We start from the raw sequence: 26,627 nt of genomic DNA on the forward strand, positions 1-26,627 counted from the left end.
TCCATCCCCTAAACATCCCATCACGTCCAAACGGGGAACGACTCATCCATGCGCATGCCGGCCATCGTTTTCGGACTGCTGTTTTCCCTGCTGGCTGCGGCCGGCGCCGAGGCGCGGGTCTACAAGTCGCCGCAGGCGCTGATCAAATCGCTTTATGCCGACACGATCGACCCGGCCGAGGACGATGCGCCCTCGCCCTATTCCGCCTATTTTTCCGATGCGCTCAACGAGAGCCTGACGGCGAATGGCGAGGCGGTGGATTTCGATCCGATCCTTGCGGGGCAGGATGGCGTCGCCAGCAATGTCCAGCTTTCCCCGCCGATCGTCCTCGGTAACAGGGCCGAGCTGGAAGTGTCCTTCCGCAACGGCAAGCGCTCGGCGACGCTCTTCTACACGCTGGTGCGCGAAAACGGCGGCTGGAAGGTGGACGACATCGCCGACCAGTCCGGCGACGACCCCTGGAGCCTTCGCGAGTTGCTGGGGCAGTAGCCCTTTTCCTTTCCTGACGGTAATCCCCACACTCCCTCATTCCTGTCCTCGTGACAGGAATCCAGCAGCGCCGCGTCCGCAGCGCGGAAGACTTTCCCGGACGCGATGTCTGACAGGGTCCTCTCGCCGTGCAGACGCACGCGGATGGATCCTCGGGTCGAGCCCGAGGATGACGGAGAGGGCGGAGAATGACGGAGGAGAGAATGGGGATCACGGTGGAGAGGGTGCCGGTGACGGACACGGTACAACATCCAAGGTCGTCATCCTCGGGCTCGACCCGAGGATCCACCCTTTGAACGCCGCCCCATCCGGGCATATTCGTCCCCCCCCGCCAGCCCTATCAAGCACTTAACCTGCCTCTCATCCCCGCCCTCCCAGCCCGTGCCTAAAATCCGCCCGTTCCGTCGCGGATACACCGGCAGGCGTGCTGGCGAGGCGGGACCGGCGCGGACGTCAAGGGCAAGACGCAAAACCTTGGCGTTCGGGTTCGCGGAAAATGGTCTCCCTCCGGCGACGCGGGACGGATGAGAAGCTGTCGGACCGACTTCTCGTTTCGTTTTCCGTCATGGTGCGCCGGGCGTGCCTGTGAGGCACACAGGGTGATGGGCCGCGCCGCGCGGCGTCCGAGGGTTTTTCAAAAAACCCGGATTGTGCGGTGCAGGTGGAAGACGATGCCGGGCGGCAGTCATGGCCTGCGGCATCCTGGTCTGCGAGCGTGCATGACACCCTCTTCGGAGGGGCACACAACCGTTCCCACAACCCCCGTCATCGCAGAGGGACCGCAGTCGCGGATAATAACCGCCGAACGGGGCGCTGAGAGGTGTCACTTATTACTTATCTTACGAGGCAGCTTTCAGCGCCCCGTCCGATCCTCGGGTCTCGCTTTGCTCACCCGGGAATGACGAAAAGAAACCGAGGATCGCCAAGGGAAGAGTGTGTCCGATGGATCCCGCCCTTCCCCTCCATATGCCGAGACAGACCGAGGAACCCATGGCCACAAGGCGATTGCCCGAACAACCACTACCCAGCGAGCAGCCTGCACCGCTCGAAGACCGCGTCAGCCGCCGCCTCGCCGATGCTCTCGGTATGCCGCAGATCTGCCGGCGCCGCGCGTGCCGACGCACCGGGCATTGCACCGCCGAAGTCTCCACCGCGGGCGAACCCGCCTGCATTGGCGTCCTGCAGGATTGTCACCGCGAACTGTTTGTCGCCCAGAAACGGGTCGCCGCCCTCTGTGCCGAGCGCTTCTCCGCGCGGCGGGGTCTGCCGGGAGTGGTCGACACTGGGCAGTCTTTCATGCTGCGGCAGGGCGCCTGCGCAGCCGTCTCCGCGCTTTGCGACAGCCAAGCGGTCCGCCCCGCGGTTCGGGGATGGCTGCGCCGCATCCGCCTTCCTCCACCCTCCCCGCCTCCCCGCAGCATCGCCGGAGCCTTCGAGAGGTTCGGCGAGTTCCTGCCGGAGGAGGACGATGGGGGGCAGTAGAGGGAGTGGATCGCGGCGGATTTGACTCGGGGAGATGAGTCCAAGGAGGCGCATATGCGGCACCGCCTCCCGGCCCTTCGCTTCGGCTCAGGGCGTTCGACGCTCAAAACGCTCCACTGAAGCGTTTTGCCGGCCGCAGGCCGTCGCGTCTCACCCCACAAACGCCCGTTCGATGACGAACTCGCCTGGCTTGTTGTTCGAGCCTTCGATGAGGCCGGCCTTTTCGAGCAGGTCCTTGGTGTCCTTCAGCATCGCGGTCGAGCCGCAGATCATGCCGCGGTCGACTTGCGGGTCGAGCGCCGGCACGCCGAGGTCCGTGAACAGCTTGCCGTTCTCGATCAGGTCGGTGATGCGGCCGCGATATTTGAAGTCCTCGCGGGTCACGGTCGGGTAATGCTTGAGCTTGTCCCCGACGATCTCGTGCAGGAACTCGTGGTTGTTGATCTCGTGCACCAGGTCGAAACCGTATTTCAGCTCGGCGACGTCGCGGCAGGTATGGGTGAGGATGACCTCGTCGAACTTTTCGTAGGTCTCCGGGTCGCGGATGAGGCTGGCGAAGGGCGCGATGCCGGTGCCGGTCGAGAACATGTAGAGCCGCTTGCCCGGCGTCAGCGCATCGAGCACCAGCGTGCCGGTCGGCTTCTTGCGCATCAGCACCGTGTCGCCCGGCTTGATCAGCTGCAGGTGCGAGGTCAGCGGGCCGTCCGGCACCTTGATCGAGAAGAATTCCAGCTCCTCGTCCCAGGCCGGGCTGGCGATCGAATAGGCGCGGTAGACCGGCTTGTCGCCGACCATCAGGCCGATCATCGCGAACTCGCCGGAACGGAAGCGAAAACCGGCCGGCCGGGTCATGCGGAAGCGGAACAGGCGGTCGGTATAATGCTCGACGGCGAGCACCGTCTCGGCGTAAACGCCGTCCGGGATCTTTGCCTGAACCTGGGCCACTGCGAATTCTTCCGTCTTTGCTGGAGCGTTCATGCCTATCGGTCTCTTCGTCTCGTCGTTCTTCGCAAAAGCGAAATATACCATCTGGTCCCGCATTTGAAGGCATCCGCGTGCCTTTGTCGCGGGCCTTTCAGAAAATACGTGCGGGAAATTCACCTTTCGGCCGGTTGTCCCCTGGCCTCAGGCCGTCACGGTGCGGCGCCGCCAGCTGTAGCCCTCGCCCTTTTCGGCGTGGCGGGCCGTCGGCTGGTAGTGCTCGGCAATGCCCGGCAGCCGGCCCTCTTCGAGCCGCTTCAGCGCCGTAGCGTTCTTCACCGAAAAGCTGTCGATACCACAGCGCAGCATCAGCGGCACCTGGTCGATCAGCACGTCGCCGACCGCGCGCAGCTCGTTCCGGTAGCCGAGCCGGTCGCGCAGCAGCGAGGCATGCGAAAAGGCGCGGCCGTCGTTGAAGGCCGGGAAATCCACCGCGACTATCTCGAGGCGGTAGAGATAGGGTTCGAGCTTGCGCACGTCGTCCGCCGGGCGGATCAGCACGCCGAGGCCAACATCGTTGCTCTCCTCGGCCCGGGCGATCATCTCGTCGAGCGGCAGCAGCACCTTCTGGTCCTCGGTCGCCTTGACCTCCTCGGTCTCGATCACCCAGGGGTCGTTTTCGACGAAGCCGATTTCTCTCCAGAGTCTGGTCATTTACGCAGCCTCCGCCTTGGCATCGCCATAGAGCGCTTCCTTGAAAGGCTGCGGCCCGACACGGCGATAGGCTTCGAGGAAGGTCTCCTCCTTCGAGGTACGGAGGCCGAGATAGGTGTCGACGATGGTTTCCACCGCGTCGGTGACCTTGTTCGGCTCGAAACCTCGGCCGATGATCTCGCCGATCGAGGTGTTCTCGTCGCCGGAACCGCCAAGCGTGATCTGGTAAAGCTCGGCGCCCTTCTTCTCGACACCCAGAAGGCCGATATGGCCGACATGGTGATGGCCGCAGGCATTGATGCAGCCGGAAATCTTGATCTTCAGCTCGCCGATATCCGCCTGACGCTCCGGCGAACCGAAGCGGGTGGAGATTTCCTGCGACAATGGGATCGAACGGGCGTTCGCCAGCGCGCAATAGTCCAAGCCGGGACAGGCGATGATGTCGGTGATCAGCCCGGCATTGGCGGTTGCGAGATTATGGGCGACCAGCGCGCGGTAGAGCGGCTCGAGATCGGCCAGCGCCACATGCGGCAGGATGACGTTCTGCTCGTGGCTGATGCGGATCTCGTCGAAGGCGAACTCTTCCGCCAGCTCGGCGATCGCGTCCATCTGCACGTCGGAAGCGTCGCCCGGAATGCCGCCGATCGGCTTCAGCGAAATGGTCACCATGCCGTAGTCAGGATGTTTGTGCGGTTTGACGTTCTGGTCGACCCAACGGGCGAAATTCTCGTCGGTCTTTTTCCAGCCGGCCAGCTGCGGCCAGCCTTCGGCCCGGTCGGGAAGAGCCGGCGGCGCGAAATAGGCGGCGATCGCCTGGATGTCCTTCTCCGGCAGCTTCAGCTCGGTGCCCTGCAGATGGGAGAATTCCTCCTCCACCTGGCGGGCCAGTTCCTCGGCGCCGGTCTCATGGACGAGGATCTTGATGCGCGCCTTGTATTTGTTGTCGCGGCGGCCGTGCAGATTGTACACGCGCATGATCGCGGTCGTGTAGGAGAGCAGGTCTTCCTCGGGGAGGAAATCCTTGATCTTCTTGGCGATCATCGGGGTACGCCCCTGCCCGCCGCCGACATAGACGGCAAAGCCGATCTGGCCATCCTCGTTCTTCTTCAGATGCAGGCCGATGTCATGCACCTGGATCGCGGCGCGGTCGCGCTCGGCGCCGGTGACGGCGATCTTGAATTTTCTGGGCAGATAAGAGAATTCCGGGTGGACCGACGACCACTGGCGCAGGATTTCGGCATAAGGCCTGGGATCGGCGACTTCATCGGCGGCGGCACCGGCGAAATGGTCGGCGGTGACGTTGCGGATGCAGTTGCCCGAGGTCTGCAGCGCGTGCATCTCGACGGTCGCGAGATCAGCGAGGATATCCGGCGTGTCGGACAACTTCGGCCAGTTATACTGGATGTTTTGGCGGGTGGTGAAATGCCCGTAACCGCGGTCGTATTTGCGGGCGATATGGGCGAGCATCCGCATCTGCTTGGCATTCAGCGTCCCATAAGGGATCGCGACGCGCAGCATGTAGGCGTGAAGCTGCAGGTAGACCCCGTTCATCAGGCGCAGCGGCTTGAAGGCGTCCTCGGCCAGTTCACCGGCGAGGCGGCGGCCGACCTGATCGCGGAACTGCTCCACGCGGCTCGAAACAAAAGCGTGGTCGAATTCGTCGTAACGGTACATGACTTCCTCAAACTGCGATGAAGGCCGGATCGGCGGGGCGGTAGCCGGCAGCATATTCCATGGTCGGGCCCTGGGCACGAATACGTTCGCGAAGACGCAGCGGCCAGAGCTTGCCGTCCTGCTCCTGCACGTCGATGACGGCAACGTCAACCACCCGGTTCTGCGCAAAATCGCGCTTGCCGATCGCCTCCAGCGAGGCCACGGCCTCGGGATGCCGGGCGACGATCGCATCCTGCAGGTTTTCCACCCATTGGCCGCTCGCATCGAGCCAGACGGCGATGCCGTCGGAAAGGCGGTTGGCGGTCAGAACCTTGTCAGTCATCTTGTCTGTTCCATTTCCTCGCGAACCGGAATCTTACCATGAGAAAGCGGTTCGGACTTTTCGAAATTCGCACCGGCGACGGCTTCGCCGATGATCACCATGACCGGACCGGAAAGATCGTCGCGCGCTTCCAGGTCCGGCAGCTCGCGAAGAACGCCGTGGAAGAGCCGGCGGTCGGCGCGGCTGGCATTCTCGATCACCGCGACCGTGGTTTCCGGGGCAAGGCCGGCGCCCATCAGGCGTTCGGCGACGGAGGCGGCAACCGTGCGGCCCATGTAGACGGCGATCGTCGCGCCGGAGATCGCAAGGCTTGCCCAGTCGGGCAGGACGTCGCCGGTGAGGTCATGGCCGGTGGTGAAGATCAGCGACGAGGCAACACCGCGCAGCGTCAGCGGCAACTCGAAATCGGCTGCCGCGGCAAAGGCGGACGTGATGCCCGGTACGATCTCGTAAGTGACACCCGCGTCCCGAAGTGCCGCCATCTCCTCGCCAGCGCGGCCATAGACCAGCGGATCGCCGGACTTGAGGCGGACGACGCGCTTTCCTTCGCGGCCGAGCCTGACCAGCAGCCTGTTGATCTCGTCTTGAGACTTCGAATGGCAGTTCTTGCGCTTGCCGACCGACAAGCGCTCGGCGTCTCGGCGGCCCATGTCGACGATCGCCTGCGGCACCAGCGCGTCATAGACGATCGCGTCGGCTTCCATCAGCACGCGCTGGGCGCGCAGCGTCAAAAGATCTTCGGCACCCGGGCCGGCGCCGACCAGCCAGACATGGCCCGCGGCGCGACCGGTGTTCGACAGAAGCGCATTGGCCGAGCGGCGGGCGGTGGCGATATCGTTGGCATCGACGGCGCTTGCGACATCGGCCGAGAAGAAGCGGCGCCAGAAAATGCGGCGCGACACACCGCGGGGCACCAGGCGTTCGGCGGCATCGCGATATTCCGCGGCGAGACGGGCGAGAACGCCAAGCGATGGCGAAAGCATCTGGTCGATGCGGACGCGGATCATCTGAGCGAGCACCGGTCCGGCACCTTCCGTGCCGATGGCAATCGCTACCGGCGCGCGATTGACGAGAGCCGGCGTGTAGAAATCGCAGAAATCGGGCTGATCGACCGCGTTGGCCGGGACCTTTTCGGCACGGGCGGCAGTGACGATCGCACGATCCAGCCCGGCATCGCCGGTGGCGGCAAACACCATCACCGCGCCCTTGACCTGATCTGCGAGCTGATCCGGCGAAAAATCCGAATGAACGGTGTCGATGCCCTGAGCGGCCAGCCAGCCGGAATAGTCCGCATCAGGTGCGGAGGCGTAAGCGACGATGTTCGCATCGGTGTTGCGCAGCAGCCGGGCCTTGGCATAGGCTTCGTCGCCATTGCCGAACACGACAACGCTCCGTCCGCTGACGCGGAAGAAAGCCGGAAAGACCGACAGGCGTTGTTGGCTTGGAGACATGCGGGTATCCTGAATCATATGACAGCAATATCCACAATAAGACGGCGGAATTGAAGGAATGGATATGCGAAGTGGATTGTGAGCCGGTATTTCTGTTTTACGATCAACCGGTTCTTGAGCAAAAGCCACCGCAGACGATAATTCTCCAGTGTTTCCATAGACTACAGCGTTTTTTGCCCCGATCCTTTCGTTCCGCGCCATAAACTGCCTAGACACCTTGCGATAAAGAGTTCCCATGACAATCGCCCCCCGCCTTCTCGACGTCATCGAAAACGACATTCTGCCCCTGACGGAAAAGGGCGTCGCCACCGGCAACAAGGTTTTCGGCGCGGCGATCCTCAAGAAATCCGACCTGTCGCTGGTGATTGCCGAAACCAACAACGAGCTCGAAAATCCGCTGTGGCACGGCGAAGTCCACACGCTGAAGCGCTTTTACGAAACCACACGAGATCTTCCCACCAAAGACCTGATTTTCCTGTCGACTCACGAACCCTGCTCGATGTGCATGTCGGCGATCACTTGGGCCGGTTTCGACAATTTCTATTATTTTTTCAGCCATGAGGATTCGCGCGACGCCTTCGCCATCCCGCATGACCTGAAAATCCTCAAAGAGGTTTTCGGCCTGGAGCCCGGCGGTTATCGGCGCAACAACGCCTTCTGGCATTCCTACGCAATTGCCGACCTGGTCGAGAGCGAAGGCGAGCCGCTCCGTGCCGGCCTCAAGACCCAGACCAGCCGGATCAAAGCCCGATATGACGGGCTTTCCGGCGTCTACCAGTCCAGCAAGGACAAAAACACCATACCGCTCGCCTGACATCCGGCATTGAAGGACAAGATGATGGAAGCATCGAAGGATATTTCGCGGCTGATCGAGATCATGGCGGCGCTCAGGACACCCGTTACCGGCTGCCCCTGGGACCTCGAACAGAATTTTTCGACCATCAAGCCTTATACGATCGAGGAAGCCTATGAGGTCGCTGATGCGATCGAGCGCAACGACATGGACGATCTCTGCGAGGAGCTGGGCGACCTGCTGCTGCAGGTGGTCTTCCACGCCCGCATGGCCGAGGAAGCCGGCGAATTCTCCTTCGGCGACGTCGTCCAGGCGATCACCAAAAAGATGATCCGCCGGCATCCGCATGTCTTCGCCGTCTCGGATGCGGCGACGCCGGATGCGGTGAAACTGCAATGGGACGACATCAAGACGGAAGAAAAGCGCGAGCGGGCCGAACGGCGGGCGCGGCGCGGCATTACCGAGGATTTCAAGCTCGGCTATCTCGGAAGCGTCCACCGCGCCCAGCCGGCACTGACGGAGGCGCTGAAGCTGCAGCAGCGGGCGGCAAAGGTCGGCTTCGACTGGTCGGCGGCCGAACTGATCCTCGACAAGATCGAGGAGGAAATCGGTGAACTGCGCGAGGCTCTGCGTGACGGACGCCAGGACAAGGTCACCGACGAACTCGGCGATCTGATCTTCGCGCTGGTCAATATCGGCCGGCATGTGAAAGCCGATCCGGAAGAGGCGCTTCGCGGCACGAATACAAAATTCCGGCGACGGTTCAATTATATAGAATCGTCTCTTCAACAATCGGATGAGACGCTGGAGGCTGCCACGTTGGAGCGCATGGAAGAACTCTGGCAGGCCGCCAAGGCGATCGAACGGACGCTCGGCTGACTGTCCGGCCCGCCCTCTTGATCGTCACGGGCAGAGGATTATTTAGATCTCGCTCATCAGATCTGGATAGTGACATGCAGGAGCACAGCAATCGGCTCGGCGTCCGAACGACCAAAGTCACCGCAATCTTCATCGCGTTCCTGGCAATTCTGATATTCGCCTGTGCGGGCACATTGAATTACTGGCAGGCTTGGCTCTATCTGGCGAACTTCACCGCCTGGACGATCGGCACCGGCTGGTATGTGGTGACGCATAGTCCCGAACTTGCCGAGAAACGGCTGAGCGCCGGGCCGGGTTCGGAAACGCAGCCGGCGCAGAAGCGCATCCAGGCGTATAACAGCGTGGTGATCATGGCGCTCTATGTGGTCTCCGCTCTGGATTACCGCTTCTCGTGGTCGTCCACGCCGGTTGGGCTCGTCGTCATCGGAAACATCCTGACCGCCCTCGGGTTTGCGGGCTGTCTTGCCGTCTTCCGGCAGAATTCCTATGCCTCTGCGACCGTGGATGTCCAACCCGGCCAAAGGGTTGTATCCGACGGTCTCTACGGTCTTGTGAGACATCCGATGTACAGTTCCGCCCTCCTTCTTTTCGCAGGCGTCCCGCTTGCGCTCGGATCGCTCTGGGGACTGGTCCTCGTGCCGCCCATCGTCGCCGGGCTGGTCGCCCGGCTGATCGACGAGGAAAGACATCTGCGGGCCGAATTGCAGGGCTACGCTGCCTATTGCGAGCGCGTGCGATACAGGCTGGTTCCGAGGATCTATTGAGCCACTGTTTTCCGGGGATGCTCTCTATGCCGGTCGGCCAGCGGTGACGACTTTCTCCAGGCGGTTCTGGAAAAGGCGATTGAGCGCTGTTCGGGAGGGTTTTTCCACGAGGTAGAAACTGACGAGCGCGACAAGCACGGCAGCCAGCAGCAACAACGGAGTTGGAGCCGCTCCCTCGCGATAGAGTTTGTAGAAAGGCTGCTGCCACAGATAAAGCGAGAAGGACCACAGGCCCGCATAGGTGAGCACCTTGGCGGACAGGATTTTGCGGAAGACCGGCGCCGCACTGTCGATCGTGGTGATCGACAGTGCCAGCATGGCGGTCGACAGGCCGAAGGACAGGACCTGAATGGGCATCCCCTTCGCCACGACCGCAATCAGCAGCGCCAGCGGCGAGACCCACCAGGGAGCCTGGCGGTTGCGCAGGAACAGCCAAAGACCGCCGGCGATGAATATGCCCGCGACAGAGACGTCGCTGCGCCAGTGGGTATAAAGAACGCTTGCGCCGAGCTCGGTGCGGATGATGCCGTTCAGCATGGCCGCAATGCCGAGCGCGATGACCAGAGCGGCGACYGGAAACAGTCTGCGGCGGGACAGGAAGGCGATGCCTGCCAGGAGAATATAGGCGTGCTCCTCGACGCACAGCGACCACAGGTGATCAAGCAACGCCACCGGATGGGTATAGACCATCGCGTAGTTGATCGTGAACGTCAGCGCCAGCAATGCGGCAACGGGGCCATGCGAAATGTCGGTGCCCTGGAAAGCAAGGGTCGTGACGACCACGAATGCGAAAAGGGCCGGATAAATTCGCGAGAAACGCCGGAAAAAGAACGTCGGCAATTCGGTCCGCTTGACGAACAGTATTTCCGACATCAGCCGGCCCGACAAAACAAAAAAGAGATCGACGCCGAATGTACTGACGCCCGGCTTGAAATCATCTATCCAGAAATGGCCGGCGATTACGAAGATGACGGCGATCCCCCGCCAGCCATCCAGATAGGCCAAATGTTTTCCGGTCTCTTCGTGCGGCTGATTTTGTACCATTACGAACCCATTGTTGCCGGCCCGCGGATGATAATACCGCAAGAAGTGTGACCGTCGTGGACGGTTTATTTTGCACCGCAAAAAACCGGCAACATCAAGGCGCCGCACGCAGCCGCCTCGGGGCAGAAGCCGCGTAGGGAACGCTTCCTATCGTTCCCAGTCCTCCTTTTCCGCTTTTGGACCGTTGCCGAGCTTGCGCTCGAACTCCGCAGCCTCGGCTTCGGACATGCGGACATCCAGGGTCACCGAACCGTCCTCGTTGTCCTCGCGGCCGTCGACGACGGCGTTGCCGTAGACCCAGGAGACGATGGCCAGCTTTTCCGGCGGGATGGTGATCGAGGTTTCGGTGAGCACGCCGGAAAGGCGTTTCGAAATCTCGTCCATCAGGGGCTCGACGCCCTCGCCCGTGATCGCCGAGACCGCCATGACGTTCTCGCGGCCGAGGGCGCGTTCGGCAATCGCCTCATGGGCCTCCGGATCGAGCCGGTCGATCTTGTTCCAGACCTCGATGATGCGGGCGGCCGCTTCCTTCTCGTCGATGCCGAGATCGGCAAGGATGCGCATGACGTCGCCGGCCTGGGCGGCATTGTCCGGGTCGGACATGTCACGCACATGCAGGACGAGATCGGCTTCCAGCACCTCTTCCAGCGTGGCGCGGAAGGCAGCAACGAGATGGGTCGGCAGGTCGGAGATGAAGCCGACGGTGTCGGAGAGGATCACCGTGCGGCCATGTGGCAGCTTCATGCGGCGCAACGTCGGATCAAGCGTTGCAAACAGCATGTCTTCGGCCAGCACGCCGGCGCCGGTGATGCGATTGAACAGCGTCGACTTGCCGGCATTGGTATAACCGACCAGCGCCACGATCGGATGCGGCACCTTGCGGCGCTTGGCGCGGTGCAGCTGGCGGGTGCGCACGACCTGTTCGAGCTCGCGCTCCAGCTTAACGATGCGCTCCTGCAGCAACCGGCGGTCGGCTTCGATCTGGGTTTCGCCGGGGCCGCCCATGAAACCGGCGCCACCGCGCTGGCGTTCAAGGTGGGTCCAGCTGCGGACCAGACGGCCCTTCTGGTAATTCAGATGCGCCAGGTCGACCTGCAGCGTGCCTTCCTTGGTGGAGGCGCGGCGGCCGAAGATTTCGAGGATCAGGCCCGTCCGGTCGATGACCTTGGCCTGCCATTCCTTTTCGAGATTGCGCTGCTGCACCGGGGTCAGCGGATGATCGACGATGACGAGGCCGGCGTCGTGCTCGTCGAGCAGCGCCTTGATCTCCTCGATCTTGCCGCTGCCCATCAGCGTTCCCGGGCGCGGCTGGCTGATCGGCACGATCAGGCCCTGGACGATCTCCAGGTCGATCGCTCGTGCCAAGCCGATCGCCTCTTCGAGGCGGGCTTCGTTAGAGCGCTGCGGTGCAGGTGCCTGACTTGAGTCGCCCTGCCCGGCCTTTGACCGTGCCTGCTTGAGGACCGGCACGATGACGAGCGCACGCATGTCGTCCCGGCGCTTTTCAGCCTCCGGGACCATGGATTCGTTGGAAGTATCGCGATTTGAAATCTGTTCTGTCCTGTTAGGCGGCGTTCTCTTCGGTTTCGAACATCTGCATGGGCTGGCCCGGCATGATGGTCGAGATCGCGTGCTTATACACGAGCTGAGAATGGCCGTCACGGCGAAGCAGGACGCAGAAGTTGTCGAAAGAGGTCACGACACCTGTCAGCTTGACCCCGTTGATCAGGAAAATCGTCAGGGAAATCTTCTGCTTGCGAACGGTATTGAGAAATAAATCCTGCAGGTTCTGAGAACGTTCCGCCATAGCGCCGCTTCTTTCTTTTTTGCCGGCCAATAGCCGGGATCATGATCAAGCTTGATAAGAGGCGACCGGAAAGCGCCCCGTGCTTCCCTTCCCCGATGTTTGACTATCAAATCGCCGTCTTTTCCGCAACGTCGAAAAAGGTGTCGCGAATACTTGACGACACGGTGCCCGGATGGCCGTTGGCGACGGGCTTTCCGTCGATTTCGACGATCGGCACGCAGATCCCGGTGGCGGAGGTGAAAAACACCTCGCGGGCGGCCAGCATCTCTTCCGTCCTGAACTCACGCTCGACGACCTTGAGGCCGAGCTTCCTTGCGACGTCGATGAGCGTCGTGCGGGTGATTCCCTTCAGGATGCCGTGTTCGGCCGGGCGGGTGACGAGCTCGCCATCCGGCGTGACGATCCAGACATTGGAGGACGCGCCTTCCATGACGATGCCGTTGCGGTCGATGAAGATGGCGTCCTGGGCACCGGCTTCCTTCGCCTGCTGCTTGGCGAGCACGTTCGGTAGCAGGCCGACCGTCTTGATGTCGACGCGGTCCCAGCGGTTCTCGGGCAGCGTGATGACCTTGATGCCGTTTGCATATTTCTTGGCGGCGGCCGAGGGATCGGTGCTCTTGGCGGTGATGGTGATGGTCGGCGGCGTGCCGTGGGCCGGGAAGTAGTGGTCGCGGCGGGCGGCACCGCGGGTCACCTGCATGTAGAAGATGCCGTTCTTGACCCGGTTGCGGCGGAGCACTTCACGGATGACGAAGGTGAGCGCTGCGCGGCTCATTGGCGATGCCATCCTGAGTTCGCTCAGCGACCGGTCGAGGCGGTTCAGGTGGCGAGTCAAGTCGACGATCATGCCGTGACGCACTTCGCAGACCTCGTAGACGCCGTCCGCGAACTGGAAACCGCGATCCTCCACATGCACCGCGGCTTCGGAATGGCGAACATATTGTCCGTTCACATAGGCAATTCTCGACATCGATATCCCCTGCGCTTGTCGCAAATGCTGGTTAGAAATACTGGATGGAAACGCGGAAAAGCTGCTCCACATGGCGCACGGCTTCGGCGGCGGCAAACAGCACCACCCGGTCGCGTGCCTTGATCCTGGTGTCGCCGTTCGGGCGGATCACCGCCTCGCCGCGATAGATGGCGCCGATACGGACGCCGTCCGGCAGGTCGAGCTCGCGGAAAGCCCGGCCGACTAGCGGCGAGGTTTCGAGCGCCTCGGCCTCGATGATCTCGGCAGCACCATTCTGCACCGCATAGACCGAGCGGATGCGGCCCTTGCGGACATGCTGCAGGACGCGGGAGATCGTCACGGCGCGCGGATTGATCTGCGCATCGATGCCGAGCGCGTCGGTGACCTGATGGAAGGAGGTGGAGTTGATCAGCACCAGGTTCGACTTGCAACCGAGCGATTTCGCCATGACCGCGCCGAGGATGTTGATCTGGTCGTTGTTGGTCAGCATCACGATCAGGTCGGTATCCTGGATATCCCCCTGGGCGAGGATGTTCTGGTCGAGCGCCGAGCCGTGCAGCACGATCGTATTGCGCAGCTGCTCGGAAACCGCCATCGCCTTGTCACGGTCGCTCTCGATGATCTTCAGTCGGGTCCTCGGCTGGTGTTCCTCGATGGTGCGGGCGACGTAATAGCCGATATTGCCACCGCCGGCGATGATGATGCGGCGTGCCTCCTGCTCCTCGTGTCCGAACAGGCCGAGCGTGCGGCGAATGTGTTCGCGCTGGCAGATGACATAGGCAAGATCGCCGACCTCGAGCTCATCGGCGGAGCGGGCGACGGTCAGAACACCGTTCCGGACGATGCCGACCACGGTTGCCATCAGGTCGGGGAAGAGGTCGGAAAGCTGATGCAGGGGCGTGGCGACGACCGGGCAGTCCTCCATGCATTCGATCGCCACCATGGCGATGTGATCCTCGGCAAAGCGGACGACATCGGTGGCGCCGGGAAAGGAGATGCGCCGCAGCACCATCTTGCCGACCTCGATCTCCGGCGAGATCGTCACGTCGATCGACATGTTCTGGCGGCTGAACAGATCGGCATATTCCGGCTTCAGATAGTTCTGGGCGCGGATGCGGGCGATCTTGGTGGGCACGGAGAAGAGCGCCTGCGCGACCTCGCAGGCGACGATGTTGACCTCGTCGTAGAGGGTCACCGCGATGATCATGTCGGCGTCTTCGGCACCGGCCTTTTCCAGCACGTCCGGATGGGCGCCGTGGCCGACATAGCCCTTGACGTCGAGGGTCTCGGTGATCGCGGCGATCAGGGTCGCCGAGGTATCGATGACGGAGACGTCATTGTCCTCCTGCGACAGCCGTTCGGCGATGCCGTAGCCCACCTGTCCCGCGCCGCATATGATCACCTTCATGGGTTACATACCGGCATCGGCTACACACCGAGCGACTTGAGCTTGCGATGCAATGCAGAGCGTTCCATGCCGACGAATTCCGCGGTGCGCGAAATATTACCGCCGAACCGGTTGATCTGGGCGATCAGGTAATCGCGCTCGAACATTTCGCGGGCCTCGCGCAGCGGCAGCGTCATGATGTGGTAGTCGCCCTTGGCCGACACCTTCGGCAACATGTCGCCGAGGTCGGTTGGCAGCATGTCGGCGGAAATCGGCGAATCCGGGCCGTCGGAGCGGGCAAGGATCATCAGCCGCTCGATATTGTTGCGGAGTTGGCGGATATTGCCCGGCCAGTCGTGGGCCTGCAGGACGGCCATGGCGTCCTCGCCGATCTTGCGGGGACGGATGCCGGCCTGTTCGGAAATCTGACGCATGAACATATCGACTAGGAAGGGAATGTCCTCGCGCCGTTCGGCGAGCGCCGGCACCTTGACCGGCACGACGGCCAGCCGGTGATAAAGATCTTCGCGGAACGAGCCGTCGGCGATCAGGCTTTCGAGATTGTAGCAGGTCGAGGAGATGATGCGGACATCCACCTTGACGCGCTTGGAACCGCCGACGCGCTCGAACTGCTGATCGACCAGCACGCGAAGAATCTTGTTCTGCGTCTCGCGCGGCATTTCGCCGACTTCGTCGAGATAGAGGATGCCACGATGGGCCTCTTCCAGAGCGCCGATCTTGCGCGCCTGGCCGGGAGCGCCTTCGGTGCCGAACAGAGCGACCTCCATGCGATCGGGCGTGATCGTCGCCGCGTTCAGCGCCACAAACGGACCGGCGACGCGCGACGATCGCTTGTGGATCATCCGCGCCACCAGTTCCTTGCCGGAGCCGGAAGGGCCGAGGATCATCACGCGGCTGTTGGTGGGGGCGACCTTCTCGATCGTCTGGCGGAGCTGCGAGACGGCAACCGAGGTACCTACCAGCTCGGCGGCATCGCCGGTGCGCTTCTTGAGCTCGGTCACCTCGCGCTTCAGCTTGGAGTTTTCGAGTGCCCGCTCGGCGATCAGGATCAGACGGTCGGCCTTGAACGGCTTTTCGATGAAGTCGAAGGCGCCGCGCTTGATGGCGGAGACCGCCGTCTCGACATTGCCGTGGCCGGAGATCATCACAACGGGCAATTCGGGATGCCGGCTCTTGACTTCGTCGAGCAGCGCCAGGCCGTCGAGCCTGGAGCCCTGCATCCAGATATCCAGGAATATCAGCCGCGGCACGCGATCGGATATCGCCGCCAGCGCGCTGTCGCTGTCATGGGCCGTGCGGGTTTCATGGCCCTCATCGGACAAAATACCTGAAACGATATCGCGGATATCCGCCTCGTCATCTACGACCAGAATATCAGACGCCATAAGCCAATTCCTTGTTATTATCCGTTCCGGGCACCGCCACCTGCTCCAGATGCGGCAGCAGCACCCTGATCATGGCGCCCTTGCCATGATCGAAATCGGCGGGGGCATCGTGCAATTCGAGCTGCCCGCCGTGTTCTTCAATGATCTTCTTGACGATCGCGAGGCCCAGTCCCGTGCCCTTGTCGCGCATGGTCATATAGGGCTCGAGGATGCGGTGCCGGTTTTCGGTCGGCAGGCCGCTGCCATTGTCGATGATGTCGACCACATAGGTGTCGCGCTCGGCGTCGTAGACCGAGCGGACCTTGACCTTGCGGCCGTCGCGTTCCTGATCGCTCGGCACCGCCTCGATCGCCTCGACGGCATTCTTGATGAGATTGCCGAAAGCCTGGCCGAGCATGCGTGCATCGAACATGCCCTTCAGCGGCTCCTCGCCGAGCTCGCGGATGAAATCGACATGGGTGGTGCCCATCTCGCGCAGGAAGATCGCGTCGCGCAGGATATCGCGCAGATCGGCTTCTTCCTTGGCGGGTTTCGGCATGCGGGCAAAGGACGAGAATTCGTCGACCATGCGGCCGATATCGCCGACCTGGCGCACGATCGTGTCGGTACACTGGTCGAAGACGGCGCGGTCGTCCTCGGCGATCTGCTTGCCGTAGCGACGCTTGAGGCGCTCGGCGGAAAGCTGGATCGGGGTGAGCGGGTTCTTGATCTCATGGGCGATGCGGCGGGCGACATCCGCCCAGGCGGTGGAGCGCTGGGCGATCACGAGATCGGTGATATCGTCGAGCGTCACCACATAGCTGTCGTGCGCGGCGCGCTGTTCCTCGCGGGTGACCTGGACCGACAGCGTCCGCTCCTTGCCGCCGCGCATCAGGTTCACCTGCTTGCGGAACTCGCCGCGGGCCCTGCTGCGCGCCTCGGTGAGGACGTGGTCGATCTCGGGGGCGACATCCTGGAGCTTCTCGCCCATCAGCTTTTCGGCGGGAACGTCCAGGAGATGTTCCGCCGACGGATTGACGATAGTGATACGGCGGTCTTCCTCGACACCGATAACGGCAGCGGTGACGCCGGACAGCACCGCCTCGATGAAGCGGCGGCGGTCGTCGACCTCGTCCTTGGCTTCAAGGATCTCGTCGCGCTGGCTGCGTATTTCGGAAATCATCTTGTTGAAGGTACGCGACAGGCTGCCGACGTCGCCATCGGCGGCACGCACCGGCACGACGACGTTGAGATTGCCGGTCGCCACGCTGTCGGCGGCGCTGATCAGCAGCCGGATCGGGCGGACGATGCGGTCGGCGACCGCGATCGCCGTCCAGATCGCCGCGAGCAGCACGATCAGCGCGAAACCGAGATAGAGCACCGCAAAGGCGATCTGCAGCGATGTGCGGCCGGCCTCCATCGCCTGGTATTCGGCGGTGTTCTCCTCCATCAGCCGCATGGCCGAGATGACCTTCGGATCAACGGCGCGGATCGTATAGAGATAGGAGCCCGGAATGGCATCGAGCTTGATGACGGCGCCGACAAGGTTGGTGACACCAGGCGGGATCAAGGTCGGCTGGCCGGCCGCCGCGGTCTTCAGCGCATCCGCCGGGATCGCCGGCAGCGGCTTTTCGGTCTTGATGTCGGCCTGAACGATCGCCTGGCCGTCCTCGCGCACCAGGAAGGCGCCGAGCATGCCGCGGCCGCGCGCCTGGCGGGTCATCAGCTCCACGAAACCGGTACGGTCGAGATAGAACATCGGCCGGTTGCGCTCGAGGTCGTTCGACATCGAAACCGTCTGGCCCTGAAGATAGCTGGCATTCTCGAGCATATAGGCACGGGCAACGTCCTGGGAGGACTGCACGATCGACTGGGTGCGCAGCGAGAACCAGCGGTCGAGGCCGACATTGAGCGTGAGGCTGGCGAAGATCGCGACCAGAACCGCCGGGGTGATCGCCACGATCGAGAAGAGCACGACGATGCGGACATGCAGGCGGGCCGCGGCGCGGCCGCGGTTGCGCGCCTTCACCAGCCGGACGATCTCGCGGCCGATCAGATACATCAGGCAGAGGATGAAAAGCGAATTCAGCGCAGCCGACGCGATCACCACATTCGTGGTCGGGGCGATCGGGGTCAGGCCGAGCAGGATGAATAGTGTCACCGACGCACAGATCAAGGCTCCGCCGGCGAGCAGAAGGCCGGGGAGCGCGAAGGACGCGCGCCGATCCTGCACTGACACCGCTGGCTCGTCTTCGGCCATCGGCGCTGTTACGCCTTCCGTCATCGAATCCACTCCGATCCCCAAAACCCTCGCGGGAGATCATTTCAACCCGGTCAGACCGAGCGAAGCGACAGCCACTTTCCAGAAGAAGGGCCGGCCTACCCCCTCGACGGCCGCCACTCCGTCGAGCATTCACCAAACCCTGCGTGACCTTTAAGCAACGCAATGTGGCGAAAATGCAACGATGAGCGGAAGGTGTCAAGCAGCTGGGAACAAACTAACGCATCAGGCGCCACGAGAGCTGCGATAGACTGAGACACCCAGTTCCCGGATCTTCTTTCGCAGGGTGTTGCGATTGAGGCCGAGGAGATCGGCCGCCTTGATCTGGTTGCCGCGGGTGGCCGTCAGTGCCGCCAGGATCAGCGGATATTCCAGCTCCGTCAGGACGCGATCGTAGAGGCCTGGCGGCGGCAGGTTGTCGCCGAAGCTCGCGAAATAGGTGCGCATGTTTTCTTCGACGGCTTGCGCGATGGTGAGCGAACCGTTGCGCGTGCCCATTTTATCGATCGGGCTGTCGGGAACATCCGAGCGCAGCTCCGATTCGATGATCTCGCGGCTCATGACCTCCTGCGGATATAGCGCCATCAGGCGGCGGACCAGGTTTTCCAGCTCTCGCACGTTGCCCGGCCAGGCATAGGCCTTCATGAGATCCAGCGCCTCGGTGTCGAAACGCTTGCCGTCGAGCCCCTCCTTTTCGGCCATCTGCATGAAATGGCGAACGAGATCGGGAATGTCCTCGGCGCGGTCGCGCAAGGGAGGCAGACGCAGCGGCACGACGTTCAAGCGGTAATAAAGGTCCTCGCGGAACAGGCCCTGGTTGATGAGGTGCTTCAGGTCCTTGTTGGTCGCCGCGACGATGCGCACGTCGGTACGGATCGGCGTGCGACCGCCGACGGTGGTGTATTCGCCCTGTTGCAGGACGCGCAAAAGACGCGTCTGGGCGTCCATCGGCATGTCGCCGATCTCGTCGAGGAAAAGCGTACCGCCCTCGGCCTGCTCGAAGCGGCCGGTGGAGCGGTTCTGGGCGCCGGTAAAGGCGCCTTTCTCATGCCCGAAGAGTTCCGATTCGATCAGGTCGCGCGGAATGGCGGCCATGTTGATCGCCACGAACGGACCGTTGCGGCGCTTGCCGTAATCGTGGAGCGCGCGGGCGACGAGTTCCTTGCCGGTGCCGGACTCGCCGGTGATCATCAGCGTCAGGTCGGTCTGCATCAGACGCGCAAGTACGCGGTAGATTTCCTGCATGGCAGCGGAGCGGCCGACCAGCGGCATGCCGTCCTGCATGTCGTCGTCGAGGCGGGCGGGCTTGCGTTTCGGTTCGGCAAGTGCCCGGCCGATGATGGCGATCAGCTCGGTCAGGTCGAACGGTTTCGGCAGGTAATCGTAGGCACCCTTTTCGGAGGCCTTGATGGCGGTCATGAAGGTGTTCTGGGCACTCATGACCAGCACCGGCAGATCGGGCCGCGCCTTCTTGATGCGCGGCAGCAGGTCGAAGGCGTTCTCATCGGGCATGATCACGTCGGTGACGACGAGATCGCCCTCGCCGGCCGAGATCCAGCGCCACAGGGTGGCGGCATTGGAGGTGATGCGCACTTCATAGCCAGCCCTGGTCAAGGCCTGGTTCAGAACAGTGCGGATGGCCGCGTCGTCGTCGGCGACAAGGATCGTGGCAGTCATTTTAAGTTTCCTGTGGAGTTCAAGGCGCGGCCGTCCATGGCCTCTTCCTTGTGCATGGGCATCAGAACACGGAATATCGTCCGGCGCGCCTGGCTGTCGCATTCGACGATGCCGCCATGGCCACCGATGATCTTGGCGACCAGGGCCAGGCCCAGGCCGGAGCCGTTTGTCTTGGTGGTGATGAAGGGATCGAAGAGATGCGGCACGAGATCGGTCGGAACGCCGGGTCCGTTGTCGATGACGCAGAATTCGAGCGGCAGGGAAATCTTGTCCCGCGTGCCGGCGACCGAGAGCTTGATGCCCGGGCGATAGGCGGTCGTCAGCATGATTTCGCCGTCCGGTTGGTCACCGACGGCTTCGGCCGCGTTCTTGATGAGGTTGAGGAAGACCTGCACCAGCTGGTCGCGGTTGGCAAAGACCGGCGGCAGCGACGGATCGTACATTTCGGAAATCTTGATCTTGCGGGCAAAGCCGGCCTTGGCGACCGCCTTCACGTGATCGAGGACAGAATGAATGTTGAGGGCGATGCGATCGACCGGACGTTCGTCGGAGAAGACTTCCATGCGGTCGACCAGCGAGACGATGCGGTCGGTCTCGTCGCAGATCAGCTGGGTCAGCGCCCGATCGTCGTCGGGGACGACGCTTTCCAGAAGCTGGGCGGCGCCGCGGATGCCCGACAGCGGGTTCTTGATCTCGTGCGCCAGCATCGAGGCCAAACCGGTCACCGAACGGGCGGCGGCGCGATGGGTGAGCTGGCGGTCGATCTTGTCCGCCATCGAGCGTTCCTGGAAGACGACGACCACTGAGCCCGGCTCGCTGACGACAGGCGCGACATAGAGGTCGACCAGCTTGTCCTGGCCGAGGCGGGGCGACGACAGATCGACGCGGTACTCGTTGACCGGCGCTTTACGTTCGCGCACCTGGTCGATCAGGGCGAGCAGCGGGCTGCCGAAGGGGATGAAGGTGGAGATCCTGTTCTTGGCGAGATGTGCGGCGCTGGCGCCGAAGAAGGCCTCCGCCTCCCAGTTTGCGAACGCGACCTTGCCCGCCGCATCGACCAGGATCACCGGGTTCTGCACCGAATTGAGGACCGCCATGGCGAGCGCGTTGCCAATCGTGGCATCCTGCGCCTGGGACTTGCTCATGCGGCCTCCTTCTGGGCGGCGACGGATTGACCGCCGAGCGCTGCTGTCATCCGGCGCGAGACATCGGCCGGGTCTTTCGAAATCATGATGGCGGCCTTTTCTGTGGCGGGCAGGTCTGCCGCATAGCGGTCGAGATACCAGCCGAGCTGTTTTCGCGCATGCCGGAGGCCGGCCTCGCGGCCGTAAAGTTCCAGCATCGCCTGGTAATGTTCGACGACCAGGCCGGCGATCTCAGCCTGCGACGGCGCGGCATGACCGGCGAGCCAGCCGACATGCCAGGGCCGCCCCTGCGCGCCGCGGCCGACCATGACAGCGTCGGCGCCTGAGCGCGCCAGGATAGCTTGAGCGTCCTCGGGCGATTCGACGTCGCCATTGGCGATCAGCGGAATGGAGATCGCGTCGCGCACCGCGCGGATCGCATCCCAATCCGCCCTGCCCTCGTAGAACTGCATGCGGGTGCGGCCGTGGATGGTCACCAGCCGGACGCCGGCCTGTTCGGCACGGCGGGCGATCTCCGGCGCGTTGATGGAATTTTCGTCCCAGCCGAGCCGCATCTTCAGGGTCACGGGCACGCTGACGGCGTTGACCGTCGCCTCGATCATGGACAGGGCGTGGTCCGGATCGCGCATCAGCGCCGAGCCGGAATAACCGCCCGTCACCTTCTTGGCCGGACACCCCATGTTGATGTCGATGATATCGGCGCCATTATCGGCAGCGATTTTCGCGGCTTCCGCCATCGGCCTCGCTTCGCGGCCGGCGAGCTGGACCATATGCGGCGAGATGCCGGCACCCTTCAGCCGCGCCCACGATTCGCCGCGGTTCAGAATGAGCTCACCGCTGGCAACCATTTCCGTCACGACCAGCCCGGCGCCATAACGCCAGGCAAGCTGCCTGAACGGCAGATCGGTGACGCCGGACATCGGCGCCAGGACGACGCGATTGCGAATGGCGACAGGCCCGATCTGAAAAGGCTTGGCAAGATCTTGGAAACTCAAATGATGATCTTTCGGGCACATGAGATAGTTGCACTATTTTTATTCATGTCTCGGGCGTTTGCCAAGAGCAATTCCGGAACTGCGTTATTTTTGAGCGGCATGCTGGAATTCAGGCTTTTGGTCCTATAGTTCTGCGCCTGTCAATCCAAAACGAGTTACGGGTCGAGGACGACAAAGCCATGACAATCGGTTCCATGACAATCGGTATCGTCATCGTCGCCGCAGGCCGCGGGGAACGAGCAGGCTCTCTGCAGGACGGTCCCAAGCAGTACCGGCGGATCGGCGACAGACCGGTCATCGCCCATACCCTCGAACGATTTCTGACGTGGCGTCGAAGCGGCCCGATCGTGGTCGTCATCCACCCGGACGACGAGGCGTTGTTTGCGGCGGCAACGGCCGACGTCCAGGGGGCGGCGGGGGTGATCACCACGTTCGGCGGCGAAACCCGGCAGCGCTCGGTCTATGAGGGCCTGCGCGCCCTCTCAGGCACCGAGGCCACCCATGTGATGATCCACGATGCGGCGCGTCCCTTCGTCGATCACGGCGTGCTCGAGCGTGTGGCGCAGGCGCTCGACGAGGGGCAGGACGGCGTGCTGCCGGCCATTCCCGTCAGCGACACGCTGAAGCGCAGCGGTTCCGACGGGCTGGTGCACGAGACCGTGCCGCGCTCCGGCCTCTACGCCGCGCAGACGCCGCAGAGTTTTCTTCTCTCCGAAATCCGCACCGCCCACGAGAAAGCGGCAGCACTGCGCCGCGAGGATTTCACCGACGACGCCTCGATCGCCGAATGGGCCGGCCTGCCGGTGACCCTGGTCGAAGGATCGGTCGACAATATCAAACTCACCGTGAAGCGGGATATCGCCATGGCCGACGAAAAACTCTCGCAGAGCCTGTCCTCGGCCACCCTCCCCGATGTCCGCACGGGCAACGGCTACGACGTGCACCAACTGGAACCCGGCGACGGCGTGACGCTCTGCGGCGTGTTCATTCCCCACGACCAGAAGCTCAGCGGCCATTCGGATGCAGATGTCGCATTGCATGCGCTGACCGATGCGCTGCTCGCCACCTGCGGCGCCGGCGATATCGGCGACCATTTTCCGCCGTCCGACATGCAGTGGCGCGGTGCGCCGTCGAAGATCTTCCTCGACCATGCGGCAAAGATCGTCCGCGAGCGTGGCGGCACGATCATGAACGCCGATATCTCGCTGATCGCTGAAGCGCCGAAGATCGCCCCACACCGCCAGGCGATGCGCGAAACCCTCTGCGAGATCCTCGGCATTTCGCTCGACCGTTGCTCGGTCAAAGCGACCACCAACGAGAAGATCGGCTTCATCGGTCGCCGCGAAGGCATCGCCGCGATCGCCACGGCGACCGTCGTTTATCGCGGAGATGCTGCGTGAGCCTGTTTCCTGCCGATATCGAGGATCAGGCCAGGCGGATCATCACGGATTTCAGCGCGCGCGGAAAAATGGTCGCGACCGCCGAATCCTGCACGGGCGGGCTGATCGCCGGGGCGCTGACGGAGATTTCCGGCTCGTCCGCCGTCGTCGACCGCGGTTTCGTCACCTATACGAACCAGGCGAAGATGGACATGCTCGGGGTGACAGACGCCACGCTCGCGACGCATGGCGCGGTGTCGAAGGAAACCGCGCTGCAGATGGTGCATGGTGCGCTCTATCGCTCAAAGGCCGCCGTGGCGGTTGCGGTGACCGGCATAGCGGGACCCGGCGGCGGATCGGCGGAAAAACCCGTCGGGCTGGTGCATCTGGCGGCGAAAAGCCGTTCGGGCAAAATCCTGCACCGGGAAATGCGCTACGGCGATATCGGCCGCACCGAGGTCAGGCTGGCGACCGTCAGAACCGCGCTGGAAATGCTGGCCGAGGTGGCCGCTCAGGCGTAGATCTTGTCGGCCCGCTTTTCGAAGGCTTCGGCGAACATGCGGAAGGCGCGGTCGAACATCGAGCCCATCAGGGCGCCGAGGATCATGCTCTTGAACTCGTAATCGATGTAGAAATGCACGACGCACCCTTCTGGGCCGGCATTCGCCGAGCCGTCCGCCGCCGGCTCGAAGCTCCAGCGGTTGTCGAGATATTTGAACGGCCCCTCGATATATTTCACATCGATGATCCGCTCGGCCGGATTGAGCAGGACCTGGGTGGTGAAGGTCTCGCGGATTGCCTTATAGCCGACTGTCATATCGGCCACGAGCAGCGTCTTGCCATCGCGCTCCTTGGAGGAACGCACGGCCAGCGCTTCGCAGAGCGGCAGGAATTGCGGGTATTTTTCAACATCGGCAACGAGCGCGTACATCTTTTCGGCGCTGTGCTTCACGGGACGGCGGATTTCGAACTTTGGCATGATCCCGAGTTAAGCGCCCGCTCCGATAAGATCAAGAAGATCGCGCATTTCGCGACGGGATTTCAACACCAGAACCGGCTTGCCGGCCGCGTGTGCCGTCAAGCCGACAGCCACGCGCCGGCCATAGACCTTCTCCCAGGTCCAGACGAAGCGGAAGAAATCGAGGTCGATCTTCTCCGGACAACCGGGCGCCATTTCCGGACGGGTGCCTCCCCTGTTCATGATCCAGCGGCTGAGAATTCCCCAGACGCATAGCCAGCGCGGCATGCGCACCCAGATGACCAGATCGCTGCGCGGCACGCGAATATCGTACGTGGAGGTATTGGTGCCATCCATGATCCAGCGTTCGCCGGCGGCCAGCTCGACGATGAGGCGATGCTGTTCGGGCTTGTCTCGCTGCACCCAGCCCGGCAACCAGAGCACATCGCGGTCGATCGAGATGTAGTTGAGCTCGAAACGACCGGCGACCTTCTGGGCCAGCGTCGATTTGCCACCGCCGGAACAGCCGATGACCAGAATTCTGTCGGCACTGGAGACCTTGTCCGCTGCCTCGGCAATTCCCACGTAACGGATCGCATTCACGCCAGATTCCATATCCATGATGATCTCCCGTGAATCAGGCTCGCTGCATCGTGATTGGTGGTAGACGCCGATGATGACAGGAGGATTTCAATGTCGGGCAGACGGCGCTATAGAGGTCGCCGAATGCGATTGTGACGGAGCTTTGACACGGATGTCAGAGTGACGGGTTCAACCATCGGTCATTTGTCGATGTCAGATGGCATTCAGGTTGATAAGATGTAATGTAGGATTCATCCGGTTGTAGTGATCCAGAGTCGCAAGCCAGCGTACAATGGCATAATCAACCGATAGCAGACCGGGCGCACCCGAAAGAAGCATCCATGGACGATTTCTCGCAGATGATAAAGCTGCTCGAATCCGCAAAGCAGCTTGCAGACATGAACCAGCTTCCCATGCTGGTCTATCTTATTGAAATGGCGAAGAGCGAAGCACGCGGACATCGTTTCACGCTGCGCGAACGCCGACGCGGCCAAGACAAGCACGAAAAGGTTCAGGCAGCCGAATAAGGCTTACGACCGGCTCGCCGCCCTACTCGGCGGCGGCCAGGACTTTCCTCTCGCGTGCAGCCCTGAGGCGAGCGAAATCATCCCCGGCGTGATGCGAAGACCGGGTCAGCGGGCTCGAAGACACCATCAGGAAACCCTTGGCATAGGCTACCGTCTCGTAGGACTTGAACTCCTCGGGCGTGACGAAGCTTTCTACCTTGTGGTGCTTGCGGGTCGGCTGCAGATACTGGCCGATCGTCAGGAAATCGACGTCGGCCGTGCGCAGGTCGTCCATCAGCTGCAGCACTTCGTTGCGCTCCTCGCCGAGCCCCACCATGATGCCCGACTTGGTGAACATGGTCGGATCCAGCTCCTTCACCCGCTGCAGCAGCCGGACGGAGTGGAAATAACGGGCTCCGGGGCGCACCGTCAGATAGTTGCCCGGCACGGTTTCCATATTGTGGTTGAACACATCCGGCTTGGCGGCGACGACTCGCTCCAGCGCACCGGGCTTCTTCAGGAAGTCTGGCGTCAGGATCTCGATGGTGGTTGCCGGCGACGCGGCGCGGATCGCCCAGATCACCTTCTCGAAATGCTCGGCGCCGCCGTCGGCCAGGTCATCGCGGTCGACGGAGGTGATGACCACATGGCTAAGACCCATCTGCTTGACGGCCTTGGCGACGTTTTCGGGCTCTTCCATATCCAGCGCGTTCGGCTTGCCGGTCGCGACATTGCAGAAGGCGCAGGCGCGGGTGCAGATCTCGCCCATGATCATGAAGGTGGCGTGCTTCTTGTCCCAGCACTCGCCGATATTGGGGCAGCCCGCTTCCTCGCAGACCGTCACCAGCTTGTTTTCCTTCACGATTGCCCGGGTTTCCTGATAACCTTTGGAGACCGGCGCACGGACGCGGATCCATTCGGGCTTGCGCATGATCTCGGTATCGGGACGATGCGCCTTTTCCGGATGACGGACGCGCTTTTCATCGCCGGATGCGATCGTGTCGAGAATGGTGACCATAAGA

General features: G+C 62.6%; 26 protein-coding genes. 8 read left to right on the forward strand and 18 right to left on the reverse strand.

Annotated features, from left to right (window positions below):
• Positions 1-48 precede the first annotated feature (48 nt).
• A complete protein-coding gene (locus AC1D3C_RS08105) occupies positions 49-489 on the forward strand; it encodes a DUF3828 domain-containing protein (protein ID WP_477332560.1) in 441 nt (146 codons plus the stop codon).
• 942 nt (positions 490-1,431) lie between these two features.
• Positions 1,432-1,971 (forward strand): hypothetical protein, encoded by a 540-nt coding sequence (locus tag AC1D3C_RS08110; protein ID WP_477482536.1) that lies wholly within the window; start codon positions 1,432-1,434, stop codon positions 1,969-1,971.
• A 150-nt stretch (positions 1,972-2,121) separates the two neighbouring features.
• Here AC1D3C_RS08110 and AC1D3C_RS08115 read toward each other — a convergent pair whose 3' ends face one another.
• The 5 genes from AC1D3C_RS08115 to cysG all read right to left on the reverse strand — a co-directional run bounded on the left by AC1D3C_RS08115 (position 2,122) and on the right by cysG (position 7,053).
• Positions 2,122-2,949, reverse strand: coding sequence for a ferredoxin--NADP reductase (locus AC1D3C_RS08115; RefSeq protein WP_477482537.1), 828 nt, complete (start codon positions 2,947-2,949; stop codon positions 2,122-2,124).
• A gap of 147 nt (positions 2,950-3,096) precedes the next feature.
• Positions 3,097-3,606 carry a DUF934 domain-containing protein gene (locus tag AC1D3C_RS08120; protein WP_477482538.1) on the reverse strand — a complete coding sequence of 170 codons (510 nt, stop codon included), beginning with the start codon at positions 3,604-3,606 and terminating at the stop codon, positions 3,097-3,099.
• Positions 3,607-5,280 carry a nitrite/sulfite reductase gene (locus AC1D3C_RS08125; RefSeq protein WP_477482539.1) on the reverse strand — a complete coding sequence of 558 codons (1,674 nt, stop codon included), beginning with the start codon at positions 5,278-5,280 and terminating at the stop codon, positions 3,607-3,609.
• Between the two features lie 7 nt (positions 5,281-5,287).
• A complete protein-coding gene (locus AC1D3C_RS08130) occupies positions 5,288-5,602 on the reverse strand; it encodes a DUF2849 domain-containing protein (RefSeq protein WP_247139022.1) in 315 nt (104 codons plus the stop codon).
• The gene (gene cysG / locus AC1D3C_RS08135) at positions 5,599-7,053 is read right to left on the reverse strand and encodes a siroheme synthase CysG (RefSeq protein ID WP_477482540.1); all 1,455 of its coding nucleotides are present in this window, start codon (positions 7,051-7,053) and stop codon (positions 5,599-5,601) included. The genes AC1D3C_RS08130 and cysG overlap by 4 nt, the downstream gene beginning before the upstream one ends.
• Before the next feature lie 235 nt (positions 7,054-7,288).
• On the opposite strand from cysG, the gene AC1D3C_RS08140 reads away from it, so the two are divergent.
• The 3 genes from AC1D3C_RS08140 (at position 7,289) to AC1D3C_RS08150 (ending at position 9,489) form a co-directional block, all read left to right on the forward strand.
• The gene (locus AC1D3C_RS08140) at positions 7,289-7,867 is read left to right on the forward strand and encodes a nucleoside deaminase (protein ID WP_477482541.1); all 579 of its coding nucleotides are present in this window, start codon (positions 7,289-7,291) and stop codon (positions 7,865-7,867) included.
• A gap of 24 nt (positions 7,868-7,891) precedes the next feature.
• The gene (gene mazG, locus AC1D3C_RS08145) at positions 7,892-8,725 is read left to right on the forward strand and encodes a nucleoside triphosphate pyrophosphohydrolase (RefSeq protein ID WP_477482686.1); all 834 of its coding nucleotides are present in this window, start codon (positions 7,892-7,894) and stop codon (positions 8,723-8,725) included.
• A 74-nt stretch (positions 8,726-8,799) separates the two neighbouring features.
• Entirely contained in the window at positions 8,800-9,489 is a 690-nt protein-coding gene (locus tag AC1D3C_RS08150) for a methyltransferase family protein (RefSeq protein ID WP_477482542.1), read from the forward strand.
• 24 nt (positions 9,490-9,513) lie between these two features.
• Here the strand turns inward: AC1D3C_RS08150 and AC1D3C_RS08155 are convergent, their stop codons facing one another.
• The 10 genes from AC1D3C_RS08155 to dusB form a co-directional block, all read right to left on the reverse strand.
• Positions 9,514-10,533, reverse strand: a complete 1,020-nt coding sequence (locus tag AC1D3C_RS08155; RefSeq protein WP_477482543.1) for an acyltransferase family protein — start codon at positions 10,531-10,533, stop codon at positions 9,514-9,516.
• Positions 10,534-10,680: 147 nt separating this feature from the next.
• The gene (hflX, locus tag AC1D3C_RS08160) at positions 10,681-12,054 is read right to left on the reverse strand and encodes a GTPase HflX (RefSeq protein WP_477482544.1); all 1,374 of its coding nucleotides are present in this window, start codon (positions 12,052-12,054) and stop codon (positions 10,681-10,683) included.
• A gap of 43 nt (positions 12,055-12,097) precedes the next feature.
• Complete coding sequence (gene hfq, locus AC1D3C_RS08165) at positions 12,098-12,340, reverse strand: RNA chaperone Hfq (RefSeq protein WP_007757453.1); 243 nt, start codon at positions 12,338-12,340, stop codon at positions 12,098-12,100.
• A 106-nt stretch (positions 12,341-12,446) separates the two neighbouring features.
• The gene (locus AC1D3C_RS08170; protein ID WP_477482545.1) at positions 12,447-13,310 is read right to left on the reverse strand and encodes a D-amino-acid transaminase; all 864 of its coding nucleotides are present in this window, start codon (positions 13,308-13,310) and stop codon (positions 12,447-12,449) included.
• A gap of 31 nt (positions 13,311-13,341) precedes the next feature.
• Complete coding sequence (gene trkA, locus AC1D3C_RS08175) at positions 13,342-14,718, reverse strand: Trk system potassium transporter TrkA (RefSeq protein WP_477482546.1); 1,377 nt, start codon at positions 14,716-14,718, stop codon at positions 13,342-13,344.
• A 20-nt stretch (positions 14,719-14,738) separates the two neighbouring features.
• Positions 14,739-16,103: a nitrogen assimilation response regulator NtrX gene (ntrX, locus tag AC1D3C_RS08180; protein WP_038542664.1), complete on the reverse strand. Its 1,365-nt coding sequence runs from the start codon at positions 16,101-16,103 to the stop codon at positions 14,739-14,741.
• Positions 16,093-18,366: a sensor histidine kinase NtrY-like gene (locus AC1D3C_RS08185; protein WP_477482547.1), complete on the reverse strand. Its 2,274-nt coding sequence runs from the start codon at positions 18,364-18,366 to the stop codon at positions 16,093-16,095. The genes ntrX and AC1D3C_RS08185 overlap by 11 nt, the downstream gene beginning before the upstream one ends.
• Positions 18,367-18,588: 222 nt before the next feature.
• On the reverse strand, positions 18,589-20,040 hold the full coding sequence (gene ntrC / locus AC1D3C_RS08190) for a nitrogen regulation protein NR(I) (RefSeq protein ID WP_038542662.1): 1,452 nt from the start codon (positions 20,038-20,040) through the stop codon (positions 18,589-18,591).
• Positions 20,037-21,185, reverse strand: a complete 1,149-nt coding sequence (locus AC1D3C_RS08195) for a two-component system sensor histidine kinase NtrB (RefSeq protein WP_046601061.1) — start codon at positions 21,183-21,185, stop codon at positions 20,037-20,039. The genes ntrC and AC1D3C_RS08195 overlap by 4 nt, the downstream gene beginning before the upstream one ends.
• On the reverse strand, positions 21,182-22,201 hold the full coding sequence (gene dusB, locus AC1D3C_RS08200) for a tRNA dihydrouridine synthase DusB (RefSeq protein WP_477482548.1): 1,020 nt from the start codon (positions 22,199-22,201) through the stop codon (positions 21,182-21,184). The genes AC1D3C_RS08195 and dusB overlap by 4 nt, the downstream gene beginning before the upstream one ends.
• Positions 22,202-22,359: 158 nt before the next feature.
• Here dusB and AC1D3C_RS08205 point away from each other — a divergent pair, with 158 nt between their 5' ends.
• Both AC1D3C_RS08205 and AC1D3C_RS08210 read left to right on the forward strand, forming a co-directional pair.
• Complete coding sequence (locus AC1D3C_RS08205) at positions 22,360-23,580, forward strand: bifunctional 2-C-methyl-D-erythritol 4-phosphate cytidylyltransferase/2-C-methyl-D-erythritol 2,4-cyclodiphosphate synthase (RefSeq protein ID WP_477482549.1); 1,221 nt, start codon at positions 22,360-22,362, stop codon at positions 23,578-23,580.
• A complete protein-coding gene (locus tag AC1D3C_RS08210) occupies positions 23,577-24,080 on the forward strand; it encodes a CinA family protein (protein ID WP_477482550.1) in 504 nt (167 codons plus the stop codon). Before AC1D3C_RS08205 ends, AC1D3C_RS08210 begins: the two co-directional genes overlap by 4 nt.
• On the opposite strand, the gene AC1D3C_RS08215 is transcribed toward AC1D3C_RS08210, so the two are convergent.
• The gene (locus tag AC1D3C_RS08215) at positions 24,071-24,538 is read right to left on the reverse strand and encodes a type II toxin-antitoxin system RatA family toxin (RefSeq protein ID WP_477482551.1); all 468 of its coding nucleotides are present in this window, start codon (positions 24,536-24,538) and stop codon (positions 24,071-24,073) included. The two genes, AC1D3C_RS08210 and AC1D3C_RS08215, sit on opposite strands and share 10 nt — an antisense overlap.
• A 9-nt stretch (positions 24,539-24,547) precedes the next feature.
• Positions 24,548-25,138, reverse strand: a complete 591-nt coding sequence (locus AC1D3C_RS08220; RefSeq protein ID WP_477482552.1) for a P-loop NTPase family protein — start codon at positions 25,136-25,138, stop codon at positions 24,548-24,550.
• A gap of 302 nt (positions 25,139-25,440) precedes the next feature.
• Between AC1D3C_RS08220 and AC1D3C_RS08225 the strand changes: the two genes are divergently transcribed.
• Positions 25,441-25,626 (forward strand): hypothetical protein, encoded by a 186-nt coding sequence (locus AC1D3C_RS08225; protein ID WP_007758868.1) that lies wholly within the window; start codon positions 25,441-25,443, stop codon positions 25,624-25,626.
• Positions 25,627-25,648: 22 nt separating this feature from the next.
• Here the strand turns inward: AC1D3C_RS08225 and lipA are convergent, their stop codons facing one another.
• Positions 25,649-26,623 (reverse strand): lipoyl synthase, encoded by a 975-nt coding sequence (lipA, locus tag AC1D3C_RS08230; RefSeq protein WP_477482553.1) that lies wholly within the window; start codon positions 26,621-26,623, stop codon positions 25,649-25,651.
• Positions 26,624-26,627: the final 4 nt, after the last annotated feature.

This window comes from Neorhizobium sp. P1_A6, from assembly GCF_056406795.1.

Excerpts from the sequence above, each read along its gene's own strand:
- AC1D3C_RS08105 (WP_477332560.1), top strand. The coding sequence starts at position 49 with ATGCGCATGCCGGCCATCGTTTTCGGACTGCTGTTTTCCCTGCTGGCT.
- AC1D3C_RS08110 (WP_477482536.1), top strand. The coding sequence starts at position 1,432 with ATGGATCCCGCCCTTCCCCTCCATATGCCGAGACAGACCGAGGAACCC.
- AC1D3C_RS08115 (WP_477482537.1), bottom strand. The coding sequence starts at position 2,949 with ATGAACGCTCCAGCAAAGACGGAAGAATTCGCAGTGGCCCAGGTTCAG.
- AC1D3C_RS08120 (WP_477482538.1), bottom strand. The coding sequence starts at position 3,606 with ATGACCAGACTCTGGAGAGAAATCGGCTTCGTCGAAAACGACCCCTGG.
- AC1D3C_RS08125 (WP_477482539.1), bottom strand. The coding sequence starts at position 5,280 with ATGTACCGTTACGACGAATTCGACCACGCTTTTGTTTCGAGCCGCGTG.
- AC1D3C_RS08130 (WP_247139022.1), bottom strand. The coding sequence starts at position 5,602 with ATGACTGACAAGGTTCTGACCGCCAACCGCCTTTCCGACGGCATCGCC.
- cysG (WP_477482540.1), bottom strand. The coding sequence starts at position 7,053 with ATGTCTCCAAGCCAACAACGCCTGTCGGTCTTTCCGGCTTTCTTCCGC.
- AC1D3C_RS08140 (WP_477482541.1), top strand. The coding sequence starts at position 7,289 with ATGACAATCGCCCCCCGCCTTCTCGACGTCATCGAAAACGACATTCTG.
- mazG (WP_477482686.1), top strand. The coding sequence starts at position 7,892 with ATGGAAGCATCGAAGGATATTTCGCGGCTGATCGAGATCATGGCGGCG.
- AC1D3C_RS08150 (WP_477482542.1), top strand. The coding sequence starts at position 8,800 with ATGCAGGAGCACAGCAATCGGCTCGGCGTCCGAACGACCAAAGTCACC.
- hflX (WP_477482544.1), bottom strand. The coding sequence starts at position 12,054 with ATGGTCCCGGAGGCTGAAAAGCGCCGGGACGACATGCGTGCGCTCGTC.
- hfq (WP_007757453.1), bottom strand. The coding sequence starts at position 12,340 with ATGGCGGAACGTTCTCAGAACCTGCAGGATTTATTTCTCAATACCGTT.
- AC1D3C_RS08170 (WP_477482545.1), bottom strand. The coding sequence starts at position 13,310 with ATGTCGAGAATTGCCTATGTGAACGGACAATATGTTCGCCATTCCGAA.
- trkA (WP_477482546.1), bottom strand. The coding sequence starts at position 14,718 with ATGAAGGTGATCATATGCGGCGCGGGACAGGTGGGCTACGGCATCGCC.
- ntrX (WP_038542664.1), bottom strand. The coding sequence starts at position 16,103 with ATGGCGTCTGATATTCTGGTCGTAGATGACGAGGCGGATATCCGCGAT.
- AC1D3C_RS08185 (WP_477482547.1), bottom strand. The coding sequence starts at position 18,366 with ATGACGGAAGGCGTAACAGCGCCGATGGCCGAAGACGAGCCAGCGGTG.
- ntrC (WP_038542662.1), bottom strand. The coding sequence starts at position 20,040 with ATGACTGCCACGATCCTTGTCGCCGACGACGACGCGGCCATCCGCACT.
- AC1D3C_RS08195 (WP_046601061.1), bottom strand. The coding sequence starts at position 21,185 with ATGAGCAAGTCCCAGGCGCAGGATGCCACGATTGGCAACGCGCTCGCC.
- dusB (WP_477482548.1), bottom strand. The coding sequence starts at position 22,201 with ATGTGCCCGAAAGATCATCATTTGAGTTTCCAAGATCTTGCCAAGCCT.
- AC1D3C_RS08205 (WP_477482549.1), top strand. The coding sequence starts at position 22,360 with ATGACAATCGGTTCCATGACAATCGGTATCGTCATCGTCGCCGCAGGC.
- AC1D3C_RS08215 (WP_477482551.1), bottom strand. The coding sequence starts at position 24,538 with ATGCCAAAGTTCGAAATCCGCCGTCCCGTGAAGCACAGCGCCGAAAAG.
- AC1D3C_RS08220 (WP_477482552.1), bottom strand. The coding sequence starts at position 25,138 with ATGGATATGGAATCTGGCGTGAATGCGATCCGTTACGTGGGAATTGCC.
- AC1D3C_RS08225 (WP_007758868.1), top strand. The coding sequence starts at position 25,441 with ATGGACGATTTCTCGCAGATGATAAAGCTGCTCGAATCCGCAAAGCAG.
- lipA (WP_477482553.1), bottom strand. The coding sequence starts at position 26,623 with ATGGTCACCATTCTCGACACGATCGCATCCGGCGATGAAAAGCGCGTC.